Origin of the sequence: Paludibacterium flexuosum (assembly GCF_037076605.1) — a bacterium.
Taxonomy (GTDB): Bacteria; Pseudomonadota; Gammaproteobacteria; order Burkholderiales; family Chromobacteriaceae; genus Paludibacterium.
Genome location: NZ_AP029060.1, coordinates 1514772 through 1527963, shown reverse-complemented (window position 1 = coordinate 1527963; position 13192 = coordinate 1514772). Strand labels below are relative to the sequence as shown.

At 62.1% G+C, this 13192-nt stretch carries 13 protein-coding genes; 5 read left to right on the top strand and 8 right to left on the bottom strand.

Going from position 1 to position 13192, the window contains the following annotated elements; all coding sequences use genetic code 11:
* Positions 1 to 8: 8 nt before the first annotated feature.
* On the top strand, positions 9 to 434 hold the full coding sequence (locus tag AACH39_RS07230) for a PACE efflux transporter (protein ID WP_215781524.1): 426 nt from the start codon (positions 9 to 11) through the stop codon (positions 432 to 434).
* Between the two features lie 47 nt (positions 435 to 481).
* Here AACH39_RS07230 and adh read toward each other — a convergent pair whose 3' ends face one another.
* Positions 482 to 1987, bottom strand: a complete 1506-nt coding sequence (gene adh / locus AACH39_RS07225; RefSeq protein ID WP_215781526.1) for an aldehyde dehydrogenase — start codon at positions 1985 to 1987, stop codon at positions 482 to 484.
* Between the two features lie 277 nt (positions 1988 to 2264).
* Between adh and AACH39_RS07220 the strand changes: the two genes are divergently transcribed.
* Positions 2265 to 4136 carry a sigma-54-dependent Fis family transcriptional regulator gene (locus AACH39_RS07220; protein ID WP_338621194.1) on the top strand — a complete coding sequence of 624 codons (1872 nt, stop codon included), beginning with the start codon at positions 2265 to 2267 and terminating at the stop codon, positions 4134 to 4136.
* Between the two features lie 21 nt (positions 4137 to 4157).
* Here AACH39_RS07220 and AACH39_RS07215 read toward each other — a convergent pair whose 3' ends face one another.
* Positions 4158 to 4796 (bottom strand): YitT family protein, encoded by a 639-nt coding sequence (locus AACH39_RS07215; protein WP_252346175.1) that lies wholly within the window; start codon positions 4794 to 4796, stop codon positions 4158 to 4160.
* Positions 4797 to 5072: 276 nt separating this feature from the next.
* Entirely contained in the window at positions 5073 to 5669 is a 597-nt protein-coding gene (locus AACH39_RS07210; protein ID WP_338621193.1) for a cyclase family protein, read from the bottom strand.
* A 107-nt stretch (positions 5670 to 5776) separates the two neighbouring features.
* On the opposite strand from AACH39_RS07210, the gene AACH39_RS07205 reads away from it, so the two are divergent.
* Positions 5777 to 6553: a helix-turn-helix transcriptional regulator gene (locus AACH39_RS07205; protein WP_338621192.1), complete on the top strand. Its 777-nt coding sequence runs from the start codon at positions 5777 to 5779 to the stop codon at positions 6551 to 6553.
* Positions 6554 to 6650: 97 nt separating this feature from the next.
* Here AACH39_RS07205 and guaA read toward each other — a convergent pair whose 3' ends face one another.
* Together guaA and smpB are read right to left on the bottom strand one after the other, a co-directional pair.
* Positions 6651 to 8222 (bottom strand): glutamine-hydrolyzing GMP synthase, encoded by a 1572-nt coding sequence (guaA, locus tag AACH39_RS07200; RefSeq protein WP_215781533.1) that lies wholly within the window; start codon positions 8220 to 8222, stop codon positions 6651 to 6653.
* 66 nt (positions 8223 to 8288) lie between these two features.
* A complete protein-coding gene (smpB, locus tag AACH39_RS07195) occupies positions 8289 to 8735 on the bottom strand; it encodes an SsrA-binding protein SmpB (protein ID WP_215781535.1) in 447 nt (148 codons plus the stop codon).
* 161 nt (positions 8736 to 8896) lie between these two features.
* Between smpB and AACH39_RS07190 the strand changes: the two genes are divergently transcribed.
* Both AACH39_RS07190 and AACH39_RS07185 read left to right on the top strand, forming a co-directional pair.
* Entirely contained in the window at positions 8897 to 9334 is a 438-nt protein-coding gene (locus AACH39_RS07190) for a type II toxin-antitoxin system RatA family toxin (protein ID WP_215781538.1), read from the top strand.
* Positions 9327 to 9611: an RnfH family protein gene (locus tag AACH39_RS07185; protein ID WP_215781541.1), complete on the top strand. Its 285-nt coding sequence runs from the start codon at positions 9327 to 9329 to the stop codon at positions 9609 to 9611. The genes AACH39_RS07190 and AACH39_RS07185 overlap by 8 nt, the downstream gene beginning before the upstream one ends.
* Positions 9612 to 9676: 65 nt before the next feature.
* Here the strand turns inward: AACH39_RS07185 and AACH39_RS07180 are convergent, their stop codons facing one another.
* From AACH39_RS07180 to eno, 3 genes are read right to left on the bottom strand one after another with little or no spacing between them, the layout of a single operon-like run.
* Entirely contained in the window at positions 9677 to 11509 is a 1833-nt protein-coding gene (locus tag AACH39_RS07180) for a GGDEF domain-containing protein (protein WP_252346176.1), read from the bottom strand.
* A gap of 42 nt (positions 11510 to 11551) precedes the next feature.
* Positions 11552 to 11842, bottom strand: coding sequence for a cell division protein FtsB (gene ftsB / locus AACH39_RS07175; protein WP_215781543.1), 291 nt, complete (start codon positions 11840 to 11842; stop codon positions 11552 to 11554).
* Positions 11843 to 11854: 12 nt separating this feature from the next.
* A complete protein-coding gene (gene eno, locus AACH39_RS07170) occupies positions 11855 to 13138 on the bottom strand; it encodes a phosphopyruvate hydratase (RefSeq protein WP_338621191.1) in 1284 nt (427 codons plus the stop codon).
* Positions 13139 to 13192 lie beyond the last annotated feature (54 nt).

Genomic DNA, 13192 nt, shown 5'->3' with positions numbered 1-13192 from the left:
GGTTTGCCATGCTGGCTGACAAATCCCCGCTGGAACGCGCTTTGCAGGCCATCGGCTTTGAGGTGCTGGCCATTGTGCTGGTGACGCCGCTGTTTGCCTGGTGGATGCAGACACCTCTGCTGGCCATGGGCGGGCTGGCCGTGGCCAACTGCCTGATCGCCTTGTTGTGGAATGTTCTGTTCAATCGGCATTTTGATCGCTGGTTGCGTGCACGCGGTTTGGCCAAGGCCTGGAGAGTCCGCGCCATGCATGCCCTGCTGTTCGAGGGCGGGCTGATGCTGGTGTGTCTGCCGCTGGCCATGTGGTGGCTGGATCTGGCGTTGTGGCCGGCATTGAAGCTGGATATCGGGCTGAATCTGTTTTTCCTGCCGTATACCTATCTCTATCACTGGGGTTATGACCAGTTGCGCCTGCGTCTGGTCGGGGCGATCTGACAAACAAAGCGCCGGGGTTTCCCCCGGCGCTTGTCTGTGCCTGGCGCTCAGAAGAAGCCCAGCTTGTCCTCGGAGTAGCTGACCAGCAGGTTCTTGGTCTGCTGGTAGTGCTCCAGCATCATCTTGTGGGTCTCGCGCCCGATGCCCGACTGCTTGTAGCCGCCAAAGGCCGCATGAGCCGGGTAGGCGTGGTAGCAGTTGGTCCAGACACGGCCGGCTTCAATGTGACGACCCATGAAGAAGGCAGTGTTGATGTTGCGGGTCCACACACCTGAACCCAGTCCGAAGAGGGTGTCATTGGCGATGTGCAGTGCTTCTTCGGTGTCTTTGAACGTGGTCACCGAGACCACCGGGCCGAAGATTTCTTCCTGGAAGATGCGCATCTTGTTGTTGCCATGGAACACCGTCGGCTGGATGTAATAGCCGTCTTCCAGCCCGCCGCCCAGATGGGCGCGGCTGCCACCGGCCAGCACCTGTGCGCCTTCGTCGCGCCCGATCTGCAGATAGCTCTGGATCTTGTCCATCTGCTCCAGCGAGGCCTGGGCGCCGATCATGGTCTGCGGATCGAGCGGATTGCCCTGCTTGATGGCGGCAACGCGCTTGAGTGCGCGCTCCATGAAGCGGTCGTAGATCGACTCGGCAATCAGCGCTCGACTCGGGCAGGTGCAGACTTCGCCCTGGTTGAGCGCAAACATCACGAAGCCTTCGATGGCCTTGTCGAAGAAGGCATCATCCTTTTCCGCTACATCGGCAAAGAAGATGTTGGGCGACTTGCCGCCCAGCTCCAGCGTGACCGGGATCAGGTTCTGGCTGGCGTACTGCATGATCAGCCGGCCAGTACCGGTTTCGCCGGTAAAGGCGATTTTGGCGATGCGCTTGGAGCTGGCCAGCGGCTTGCCGGCTTCCAGACCGAAGCCGTTGACGATGTTCAGCACCCCGGGTGGCAACAGGTCGCCCACCAGTTCGGCGAACACCAGAATCGACATCGGGGTCTGCTCGGCCGGTTTCAGGACCACGCAGTTACCCGCCGCCAGTGCGGGCGCCAGTTTCCAGGCGGCCATCAGGATCGGGAAGTTCCACGGAATGATTTGCCCCACCACGCCCAGCGGTTCGTGGAAGTGATAGGACATGGTGTTCTGGTCGATTTCACCCAGCGTGCCTTCCTGGGCGCGGATGCAGGAGGCGAAGTAGCGGAAGTGATCGATGGCCAGCGGGATGTCGGCCGCGCGGGTTTCACGGATTGGCTTGCCGTTGTCCCAGGTCTCCACTTCGGCCAGCAGGGCCAGATTGGCCTCCATGCGGTCGGCAATCTGGTTGAGCAGGATGGCCCGCTCGGTCACCGGCGTATGACCCCACTTGAAGCGGGCGGCGTGGGCCGCATCCAGTGCCAGCTCCACATCCTGCTCATCGGAACGCGCCACTTCGCACAGCACCTTGCCGGTCACCGGGGTCAGATTCTCGAAGTAGCGGCCATTGACCGGAGGTACCCACTTGCCGCCGATATAGTTGTCGTAGCGTGGCTTGATGGCGATACCTGGCTTCAGTTGTGTCATCTCTTTCTCCTTGTGTCGCTTGTTGTGGTCGTTCCCGTCGGGACGTACAGCCAGTACAGCACACGCCGTGCCAGGAAATTTCGATCGTGCGCTGCAGCAAGCGGCATGTGCCGTTTTGCAAGCATTTACTCTAATTTCTTTTGCGCAGCAGCATGACTGACCCTTGGGATGGGCCTTGCAGCCGAGTTCGCAACAACCATAATCAGTGCATTGAAGCAACGATGGCTGTGTCAGGCTGCGACACCTGTCGCAGTGTCATGACACAGTGGAGGACGGCATGACCGATACCCATTCCCTGACCTTGCACGAGGCGCGCAAGCGCTTCTTCGATGGCTCGCCGTTGCCGGACGGCAGCGTACCGCCCTCCATCCTGTCGTCCTGGCGGCGTTGTCTCGGCCTGGGCCTGCCGGTGGATGCGCGAGGCAGCGAGCGGCTTGAGCAAACCGTGTTGCGCGAGCGACTGGACGCCAACGCCGACTGGTTGCAGTGGGCCAGACCGCAGATCGATACCTTGTTTGAAAGTGTGGTTGATGATGGCCATGTGGTGATTGTGGCCGATCGTCACGGCGTGATCCTGGAGGAGATGGGCCATCCTGCCTTTCTCGATAAGGCCGAGCGGGTGGCGCTGACCCCGGGCATGGACTGGAGCGAGCAGCACCGAGGGACCAATGCCATCGGCACGGCGCTGCTGGCCGGGCAGGTGACCCGGGTGCGTGGCAGCGAACATTATCTGGAGCGCAACCGGCTGCTGTCCTGTCAGGCCTCGCCGCTGTTTGATCCCTTCGGCCAACTGCTGGGGGTGCTGGATGTTTCCGGCCTGCCGCGCAAGCTGGGTCCGATGCATGGTCAAAGGGTCGAGTCGGCCGCCCGCCTGATCGAGCAGCGCCTGTTTGCCCAGGCAACCCGTCAGGCGCGCACCTTGCTGTTCCATGTCGATCCGGCGCAACTGGCCACGCCGCGGGCGGCGCGGCTGGCCTTCGATGGCGAGGAGCGCCTGCTGGCGGCTGATCGTAGTGCCTTGCAGGCACTGCAGCTCGACTGGTCGGCACTGGGGCGGCTGCAGTTTGCCGATCTGTTTGGCGAGACGCTGGCGCACTGGCAGTCACGTGCCGGCGAGCATCGCGCTTTGCTGGCGCATGGCGAGCGTCTGTTCAGTGGTCGTTTACTATTGCCGCATCCGGTGGCCCAGGCCACGCCAGTATTGCGTACGGCCCGGCCAGACCGGCGTGCGGAGGTGAGCAGCCCGGCGGAGGCGGCGGCGTCCGGCCTGCCGCCCGCCCTGATGCAGACAGCCCTCAAGCTGCTGCAGGCCGATATTCCGGTGCTGATCCTCGGTGAAACGGGTACCGGCAAAGATAAGTTTGCCCGTGCGCTGCACGAGCAAAGTCATCGGCGTGCCGCCCCCTTCGTGGCGGTCAATTGTGCCGCGATTCCGGAAGGGCTGATCGAGGCCGAGTTGTTTGGCTATGAGGAGGGCGCGTTTACCGGTGCCCGGCGTCAGGGCAGCAAGGGGCGTTTGCGCGAGGCGCAGGGCGGTGTGCTGTTTCTGGATGAAATTGGCGACATGCCGCTGTCGATGCAGGCGCGGCTGTTGCGGGTGCTGCAGGATCGTACCGTGACGCCTTTGGGCGGCGGCGGCAGCCATGCGGTCGATTTCCGCCTGGTGTGCGCCACACACCGCGACTTGCGTGCCATGGTGCAGGCCGGCACGTTCCGCGCCGATCTGTACTATCGGCTGTGTCACTATCCGCTGTGTCTGCCTCCGCTGCGTGAGCGTGGCGATGTGGCCCGGGTGGCGCAGCAGCTGCTGGATCAGGGCGGCGCCGCGCGGCGTGGCATCGTGCTGTCTCCGCAACTGGCTACCGCGCTGCGACGCTATCGCTGGCCGGGCAATTTGCGCGAGCTGGCCAATCTGCTGCAAACCCTGCTGGCGCTGGTCGATGATGGGACGGTGCTGACGCTGGCGCATCTGCCGCTCACACTGCAGGAAGAGATGCAGCAGGCCGGTGCCGAGCCGGCCACCCCGGGCATGGTCGCCGGCATGCTGGCCCAGTTCGGTGGCAATGCCAGTGCGGCGGCGCGCGCGCTGGGTATCAGTCGCAGCACGCTATATCGCAAGCTGCGGCAGGAGGGCGGGAACGGCCGTTGAGCGTTGCGGTGCGTCCGGGCTTCAGGCGGCTTGATAACGTCCGGGGCGGTGATTCATGGTGATTACCAGGTTGAGTGCTACTGCGCCAATCAGCGAGGCCAGCAGTGCCAGCGGACTGACCACCAGCAGGGAGGCCGCGACGATCAGCACATCGACCGCCATCTGTAGCTTGCCGGCGCGTATTCCGCTTTTCTCCTGCAGGTACAGCGCCAGAATGTTCACCCCGCCCAGACTGGCCTGGTGGCGGAACAGTACGATCAGCCCCACCCCCATCAGCAGTCCCCCGGTCAGTGCCGTGTAGAAGCCGTTGAGGGCCCCGAAGTGAACGAAGTGGCCGTGCAGTCCGGAGAACAGCGATACCAGGGCCACGGCGCAGAAGGTCTTGAGGGTGAATTCGCTGCCCTTGCCCTTGAGCGCCAGATAGTAGAACGGCAGATTGATGACGAAGAACACCAGCCCGAATGACCAGCCGGTCAGGTAGTGAATCAGGAAGGCCATCCCCGCCGTCCCGCCGATCAGCAGGCCGGCCTGCTTGAACATGGCAATGCCGAAAGAGACCAGCAGGGTACCGATCAGGATGGAAAGAATGTCTTCCGTCAGGCTGTGGGCGGGGGTGGGGGCGGCGATGGCGTGCATGATCTTGGTGCGCGAAGTAGGCAATGTCTACTTATATGCAAAATGTATGCCATTGCCGCGCCGGCCCAGCGTCACCTGGCGACAATTGGCACATCTGTGCCGTCCTAGGGTGCGCCATGATTCTTCGATTTGAGCCGTGATTTTGGCGTGTTCTGCCGAGATGTGGCGGTGAGCTTTGTGCCAGCGTTGGCGGCCTTTGTGGCACAAAGCGCCGAGAGAGCGTGAATTTGCACTGTTTTGGTGCGCATTGGCCGGTGAGGTCTTGCAGGCAGGCAGCCCCTGCTGCCCGCCGTGATGGCCTCAGAGCTCTGCCAGCAGATGAACCGGCACACCATAAAAGCCCTGCAGGCTGTCGCTGCGCTGATGGGCGATCCAGCCCAGCCGCAGGCCGAAGCGTTGCCGCCCGGCCAAGGCTTCGGCCAGCTGTGGCAGCTGGTTCAGGTTCTCGATCACGTAGCAGCCATGGTCCTCACAATAGCTGTCCACTTCGTGATGAGGCTGCTCACCGCGCCGCAAGCCCAATGCATCGATGCCAATGAACGCGGGTTGGCGGGCGATCAGGTATTCCACGGCCTCCCAGCTCAACTGGGGATGGTCAGCAAAATATTCCCGGCTGGTATAGGGAAAACGCCGCATGTGTCCGGTGTAGAGAATGATGGCATCGTTCTGGCGGATGTCGGCCTGGCGCAATGCCTCGACCCCGATGTCGCGGCCCGCCTGGCTGACATCAATCAGCACGGCGGCACAATGGCTGCGGTTCAGCGGAATCGGTTGCAACAGCCGGCTGTCCAGGTGGGTGCCGACATGGCCGGCATCGATGGGGCCGGGGCGCGTGATGCGCATTTCGGCAAACAGCGGGTGGTCGAAAGACAGCGACAGGGACAGATCAATCAGCATGGCGGGCTCCTTGTGTGATGGGATGTCCGGGTGGACCAGCATGATTGTGCTAATCTGTGCATTGGCTTGCTAACGATGTAACGCCAATCAATTTGGAAATCTGGCCAATGATGATCCCTGTCGAAACCCGGCTGAGCGATGGCCGACCGATGCTGATCCGCAATCAAGCGCATCCGGTTGGCGCTGACATGTATTTGCACTGCCACCCTGAAGGGCAGCTTTGGGCGCTGTGGCAAGGCGGCGTGACCATCGAGCTGCAGGGGTGCCAGTGGGTGCTGCCGCAAGGTCAGATTGGCTGGCTGCCGCCCGGCACGCCCCATGCCTCCTCGGTGTTTCGTCAGGCCGTTGGCTGGCATGCCTATCTGCAGCCTGCCTTGTGCGCGGTGTTTCCGCCGACTCCAACGGTGTTTCGTGCCAGCCCGCTGATTCGTGCCATGCTGGCGCAGATCGCTGACTGGCAGATTGCCGCCGCCGGCTTGAGCGAGCGCCAGCAGCGCTTTTTTGCCGTGTTGCTGGACGAGTTGCTGCAGGCCGGAACTCAGCCGCTGATGTTGCCGATGCCCAGTCATCCCGGGCTGCTGCACCTTGCCCGGGGATTGCTGGAGGATCCGGCACAGGCGCACCCGCTCGATACCCTGGCGCGTGAGGCCGGCTTGTCACCGCGCAGTCTGACCCGCCACTTCAGGCAGCAGACCGGGATGACGCTGGTGCAATGGCGCACGGCGGCGCGCATGAAAAAAGCCCTGGAAGGGTTGGCCGCTGGCGGCAGCGTGACACGTGTGGCCTTCGAGACCGGTTACGACAGTGTCAGCAGCTTCATTACCGCATTCCGGCAGCGCTTTGGGGTGACACCGGCGCGCTATGTGCAGGGGATGGGCAAGTAGGCGATCTTGATTTCCCGGGCGCGCAAAAAAGCCGACGTGAGCCGTCGGCTTTTTTGCGTAACCAGCCGGGCTGGCGTGCCGCCCGGTCGGTGGTCGCTTATTCCCACTCAATCGTCGCCGGCGGCTTGCCCGACACATCGTAGACCACGCGGTTGATGCCGCGCACTTCGTTGATGATGCGGTTGGAGGCACGGCCGAGCAGGGAGTAGGGCAGTTCGGCCCAGTGTGCAGTCATGAAGTCGGAGGTGACCACGGCACGCAGTGCCACGACGTAGTCGTAGGTGCGGCCATCGCCCATCACGCCGACCGACTTGACCGGCAGGAAGACGGCAAAGGCCTGGCTGGTCTTGTCGTACCAGGACAGACCGTCTTCGTCGACGGTGTTGCGCAGTTCTTCAATGAAGATGGCGTCGGCACGACGCAGCAGGTCGGCGTATTCGGTCTTGACCTCACCCAGGATGCGCACGCCCAGGCCCGGACCCGGGAAGGGGTGGCGATAGACCATGTCGTGCGGCAGGCCGAGTGCCACGCCCAGTTCGCGCACTTCGTCCTTGAACAGTTCGCGCAGCGGCTCCAGCAGCTTGAGATTGAGGGTTTCCGGCAGACCACCGACGTTGTGGTGGCTCTTGATGGTGTGGGCCTTCTTGGTCTTGGCGCCGGCCGATTCGATCACGTCCGGGTAGATGGTGCCCTGTGCCAGCCAGCGGGCATTGCTGAGCTTCTTGGCTTCCCGCTGGAAGACTTCAACGAATTCGGCGCCGATGATCTTGCGCTTCTTCTCCGGATCGGTTTCGCCAGCCAGCTTGCCCATGAAGTCGGCGGCGGCATCGACGTGCACGACCTTGACGCCCAGGTTGCGGGCGAACATGTCCATGACCATCTGGCCTTCGTTCAGGCGCAGCAGGCCGTGGTCGACAAAGACGCAGGTCAGCTGGTCACCGATGGCGCGATGGATCAGCGCAGCGGCCACGGAGGAGTCGACCCCGCCGGACAGGCCGAGGATGACTTCTTCCTGGCCGACCTGGGCACGGATTCTGGCGACGGCTTCGTCGATGTAGTTGGGCATGGTCCAGGACGGGGTGGCCGCGCAGATGCCGAGCACGAAGCGGTGCAGCATGTCCTTGCCGTGCTTGGTGTGGGTGACTTCCGGATGGAACTGGACGGCGTAGAAGCCGCGGTGTTCATCGGCCATGGCGGCGATCGGGCAGGAACGGTTGCTGCCGATGACGTTGAAGCCGGCCGGCAGGGCGGTGACCTTGTCGCCATGGCTCATCCACACTTCCTGCACGCGTTCGCCGTTGGGCAGGACCTTGCCCGGCAGGTTGTCGAACAGCTTGCTGGCCACGGTGGTGACTTCGGCATAGCCGAACTCGCGCACATGACCCGACTCGACCTTGCCGCCCAGGGTCTGGGCCATCCATTGCATGCCGTAGCAGATGCCCAAAACCGGGACGCCGAGCTGGAACAGCTCGGCGTCGGCCTGGTAGTCGCTTTCGTAGACCGAGTTCGGTCCGCCGGACAGGATGATGCCCTTGGGGCCGAAGGCGCGGATCTCGTCGATCGGCATGTCGAACGGATGCAGTTCACAGTAGACATGCGCTTCGCGCACGCGGCGCGCGATCAGTTGGGAGACCTGGGAGCCGAAGTCGAGAATGAGGATTTTGTCCATGCTGTTCCTTGAAATGTGGCCCGCCGCCATATACGTGTGGGTGCGGCGGGTGTGTCTGAATGCTGTTTAGCCCTTGTCGCGCATCAGTCGCTGCTTTTCCCGGGCCCATTCGCGGTCTTTTTCGGTGGCACGCTTGTCGTGCTGCTTCTTGCCCTTGGCCAGGCCGATTTCCGCCTTGATGCGACCGCGGGTGTAGTGCAGGTCGAGGGCGACCAGGGTGTAGCCTGCGCGTTCGACCTTGCCGATCAGTTTGTTGATTTCGCTCTGGTTCAACAGCAGCTTGCGGCTGCGCACCGGATCGGGGTGAATGTGGGTCGAGGCGGATTGCAGCGGCGAAATGTGCGCGCCGATCAGCCAGAAGGCGCCACGCTGCCAGACGACATAGCTTTCTTTCAGCTGGGCGCGGCCGGCGCGGATGGCCTTGACTTCCCAGCCCTCGAGCACGAGGCCGGCCTCGTGTTTCTCTTCGATGAAGTACTCGTGAAAGGCTTTGCGGTTGTCGATGATGCTCATTTTGATGGCATGGCTGCAATGGTGAATCCGCTATTTTAGCAGACTCCGGGCTTTCGCTGAATCCCTCGAAAATTCAGCAGCTTCTGGCCTACCTCATGGCGTGATTCTTGTCGGTTGCCGGTTAAACGGGTAACGTTCTGTTTTTTTGCTGTGCGTGCGCGATGAAGGTGGTTGAAAAGAATGTGCTGGTCGGGCATACCCCGGACCAGATGTATGCGCTGGTGAATGACTTCGAGCGCTACCCGGCTTTCCTGCCGTGGTGTGGTCGCGCCGAGGTCTTGTCGCGCGAGGGCGAGCAGGTCCATGCCCGGCTGCATATCGATTATTTCAAGGTGCGGCAGCATTTCTCGACCCGCAATGTCTGCGTGGCGGGCCAGTCGATCACCATGACGCTGGACGAGGGGCCTTTCGAATCGCTGTCCGGCAGCTGGCAGTTCCGCCCGCTGGGTGACCTGGGCTGCAAGATCGAGTTTCGTCTGAGTTACCAGTTCTCCAGCAAGATTCTGGAAAAGCTGATCGGCCCGGTGTTCGATCATATTTCAGCCTCGCTGGTCGATGCGTTCATCAAGGAAGCCGACAGGGTTTATGGTCATGACTGAGCCGATTGCCATCGAGGTGGCTTACGCCGCGCCAGCGGCACAGAAGATCGTGGCTTTGCAGGTTGCCGCCGGCACCACCGCGCTGCAGGCGGCCGAGCAATCCGGTTTGCTGACGGCGTTTGCCGTGGATGTCGCGACGCTGAAGCTGGGCGTGTTCGGCAAAGCCGTGCCGCCGGGGCAGGTGCTGCGTGCCGGCGACCGGGTCGAGATTTACCGCCCCTTGCTGGCGGATCCGAAGGAGGTGCGCCGCCGCCGTGCCAAAGCCGGCAAGGCGTGAGGGGATGGCGATAAAAAAAGCCAGTGCGCATTGCACTGGCTTTTTTCATGGGCTGTACGCGGATTTCAGCCGAGGTGAACCGGACCTTCTTCTGCGCTGCAGACACGGTTCTTGCCCGCCAGCTTGGCCTGGTACATGGCCTGGTCGGCGCGCTCGATGACGTCGATATCGCGTTCGCCCAGATGCCATTGGGCAACGCCGGCGCTGAAGGTGATGACCAGGCGGTCGTTGTTGGCCAGGAAGAAGGTCTTGGTCAGCTCGCGCTGCAGGCGGCGGATGGTTTCCAGTGCCTCTTCCAGCGAGGTGTCCGGCATCAGCAGCACGAACTCTTCGCCACCGAAGCGTGCGACCACATCGGCAGGGCGGATATTGTTGCGGATGACGTCCACCAGGTAGATCAGTGCGTCGTCACCGGTCAGGTGGCCGTAGTGGTCGTTCAGTTGCTTGAAGTTGTCGACGTCGATCAGGGCGACGCACAGCGGGCTGTGGGTGCGCTCGGTACGTCCGATCTCCCGCTGGAAGTGCTCGGCCAGACCCCGGCGGTTGTAGGCGCCGGTGAGCTGGTCTTCCTTGACCTTGGCACTGGCGGTTTCCAGTGCCTGTTCCAGCTCCTTGATGCGCTGTTCCGCGGCCTCGACCTCGTTGCGTGCGGTGATCAGTTCGTCGTGGGAGTGGCTCAGCCCCTGCTGCATTTCGACCGTGTCTTCCACCAGGTCGGCAATGATGCTGTTCAGCTCACCGACATCCGTGGTCTCCTTGATGCGCTGGCTATGAACGGTGATCTTCTGCTGGAAGTCATCGGTGCTGTCGGTGATGGCCGACAGGCGGGTGATGAAGCTGTCGAGCAGGGTGCGCAGTGAGTTGGCGGCTTCGTCCAGCGACTGTTTCAGGCTGCCCTGTTTGCGGATGACCTCGCGCAGGCTGGTTTCCAGCTGGTAGAGCTGCTGCATGGACAGGGGCTGTTGCGACAGCACTTCCTGCAGGCTGGCGACCTGGCCGACCAGAAAACCATCGGACTGGTTGAGCTGGGCAATGTTGTCCAGCATCAGTTTCAGCATGTTGGCCAGGCCGTTGACCAGACGTCCTTCCTGTTGCGACTGCAGCTCGAGCTTGATCATGAAGGCTCGCAGGCGCGGCAGGTACATGTCGAGGGCGGCGGCGTCCTGCAGGTTTTCCAGTTCGGTGATCAGGACCTCGAGGTCCAGTTGCAGGTCCGGGTTGTCCAGCAGTCGTGGTTCCAGCCCATGCTTCAGGGCATAGGCCAGAGTACGCTGCCAGGTGCCCCAGCTGTCATCGGCACTGTGCGGCGCCTGGGCGATGACCACTGCCTCCTCTTCCGGCACAACGGGTTCTTCGCCCCAGCTGGCAGGGTCCCGCTGGCTCGGCGGCAGGCCCCAGTTGTTGATGAGGGCGTTGAGTTTCTGGTTGAGTTCTTCCGGCTGGTTGCCGTAGTTGATCAGTACGCGCTCGAGAGCGGTCTGCTTGAAGTGTTGCGGCAGATCGGGGATGCGCATTTCCCAGCCGCGGATCAGGTCGTTGATCAGCGAGCCCCATGACTGGGTGAGCTCACAGTCCTTGAGGGCTTCGCGCATGCAGTCGACGGCCAGCTGCGGGATCTGTTCCCAGCGCTCGTCGTCGGCAGCCTGTTGCAGTTTGGACAGCAGCAGGCGTGATTGTACGGAGTTGGTGGCTTGTGATTCGATGGCGCGGACCAGCTGGCCGGCCAGCCGCCCTTCGCGGGTCAGCGGATTCTGGCAAAGTTCGTTGAAAACGCGTTCGAAGTTTTCCGGAGTGGGTAACAGTTTGCGTGCAGACAGCTGCTTGAGTGTTTCTCGCGCGACTTCAATCGGATTATTGGTCGTCATGGCCCATACCCTGGAGGACTTGTTGCCACGCATGCTCTCGGATCTTTCGCAGTGAAAGTCAGCCGGGCAAGGTGATTATTGTCTGTTTGCGCTTGCCGGGGCCAGCAATTGGAAAAATACTTCGCCGTTGCGAATCAGCCCAAGCTCATTGCGGGCGCGTTCTTCAATGGCATCGGTCCCTTGTTTCAAATCCCGTACTTCGGCATCCAGTGCAGCATTGCGGGCGATCAGTTGTTGGTTGACCACCCGCTGCTGCTGGAGCTGCTTGTCCAGCTGCCAGACCCTGAACCAGCTGCCCTTGCCAAGCCAAAGCGGCCATTGCAGGGCAACGAGTAGAGCGATCAGGGTCACGGTCAGCCAGCGCATGTTCTAGTTATATTATTTAAGTTGATAAAAAGCAGCACGGCCCGGGTAGGTCGCGGCATCGCCCAGCTCTTCTTCGATACGCAGAAGCTGGTTGTACTTGGCCATGCGGTCGGAACGCGACAGCGAACCGGTCTTGATCTGCATGCAGTTGGTGGCAACGGCCAGGTCGGCGATGGTGCTGTCTTCGGTTTCGCCAGAGCGGTGGCTCATTACGCTGGTATAGCCCGAGCGCTTGGCCAGATCAACAGCCTTCAGGGTTTCCGACAGGGTACCGATCTGGTTGACCTTGACCAGCAGCGAGTTGGCGATGCCCTGACGGATGCCTTCTGCCAGGATGGCCGGGTTGGTGACATAGATGTCGTCACCCACCAGCTGCACGCGCTTGCCCAGACGGTCGGTCAGCGCCTTCCAGCCTGCCCAGTCGTGCTCGCTCATGCCGTCTTCGATCGAGATGATCGGGTATTGGTCGACCAGCTTTTCCAGGTAGTCGACGAATTGTTCCGACGACAGGGCCAGACCTTCGGCGGTCAGGTGGTAGCGGCCGTCCTTGTAGAACTCGCTGGAAGCGCAGTCCAGGGCCAGCATCACGTCCTGGCCGGCAACGTAACCGGCTGCGTCCACTGCTTCGAGGATCAGCTGGATGGCTTCTTCGTGCGAGGCCAGGTTCGGTGCGAAGCCGCCTTCGTCACCCACGGTGGTGGCGAAACCCTTGTCGTTGCAGATCTTCTTCAGGTGATGGAAGATCTCGGCACCGCAGCGCAGGGCTTCACGGAAGCTTTGCGCGCCCACCGGCATGATCATGAATTCCTGGATGTCCAGGGTGTTGTTGGCATGTGCGCCACCGTTGATGACGTTCATCATCGGCACCGGCAGCGACATCGGGCCGGCACCACCCAGGTAGCGGTACAGCGGCAGACCGGCATCTTCTGCGGCGGCACGAGCCACGGCCATCGACACGGCCAGGGTGGCGTTGGCGCCCAGGCGGCCCTTGTTGTCGGTGCCGTCGAGCTCGATCATGGTCTTGTCGATGAAGGCCTGATCATTGGCGTCCAGGCCAATGATGGCTTCGCAGATCTCGGTGTTGATGTGCTCAACGGCCTTGAGCACGCCCTTGCCCAGGTAACGGCTCTTGTCGCCGTCACGCAGCTCCAGGGCTTCTTTCTCGCCGGTCGAGGCGCCGGACGGCACGGCCGCACGACCCATCACGCCCGATTCGAGCAATACATCGGCTTCTACTGTCGGATTGCCGCGGGAGTCGAGAATTTCCCGGGCTACCACATCAATGATCGAACTCATAGCTATACACCTATCCTGGTTTGGTTGATTTTATTGCCCCCGAAGAGGCGCTTC

Excerpts from the sequence above, each read along its gene's own strand:
- AACH39_RS07220 (WP_338621194.1), top strand. The coding sequence starts at position 2,265 with ATGACCGATACCCATTCCCTGACCTTGCACGAGGCGCGCAAGCGCTTC.
- adh (WP_215781526.1), bottom strand. The coding sequence starts at position 1,987 with ATGACACAACTGAAGCCAGGTATCGCCATCAAGCCACGCTACGACAAC.
- AACH39_RS07180 (WP_252346176.1), bottom strand. The coding sequence starts at position 11,509 with ATGCGTGGCAACAAGTCCTCCAGGGTATGGGCCATGACGACCAATAAT.
- AACH39_RS07185 (WP_215781541.1), top strand. The coding sequence starts at position 9,327 with ATGACTGAGCCGATTGCCATCGAGGTGGCTTACGCCGCGCCAGCGGCA.
- AACH39_RS07210 (WP_338621193.1), bottom strand. The coding sequence starts at position 5,669 with ATGCTGATTGATCTGTCCCTGTCGCTGTCTTTCGACCACCCGCTGTTT.
- AACH39_RS07230 (WP_215781524.1), top strand. The coding sequence starts at position 9 with ATGCTGGCTGACAAATCCCCGCTGGAACGCGCTTTGCAGGCCATCGGC.
- AACH39_RS07205 (WP_338621192.1), top strand. The coding sequence starts at position 5,777 with ATGATGATCCCTGTCGAAACCCGGCTGAGCGATGGCCGACCGATGCTG.
- guaA (WP_215781533.1), bottom strand. The coding sequence starts at position 8,222 with ATGGACAAAATCCTCATTCTCGACTTCGGCTCCCAGGTCTCCCAACTG.
- ftsB (WP_215781543.1), bottom strand. The coding sequence starts at position 11,842 with ATGCGCTGGCTGACCGTGACCCTGATCGCTCTACTCGTTGCCCTGCAA.
- AACH39_RS07190 (WP_215781538.1), top strand. The coding sequence starts at position 8,897 with ATGAAGGTGGTTGAAAAGAATGTGCTGGTCGGGCATACCCCGGACCAG.
- smpB (WP_215781535.1), bottom strand. The coding sequence starts at position 8,735 with ATGAGCATCATCGACAACCGCAAAGCCTTTCACGAGTACTTCATCGAA.
- eno (WP_338621191.1), bottom strand. The coding sequence starts at position 13,138 with ATGAGTTCGATCATTGATGTGGTAGCCCGGGAAATTCTCGACTCCCGC.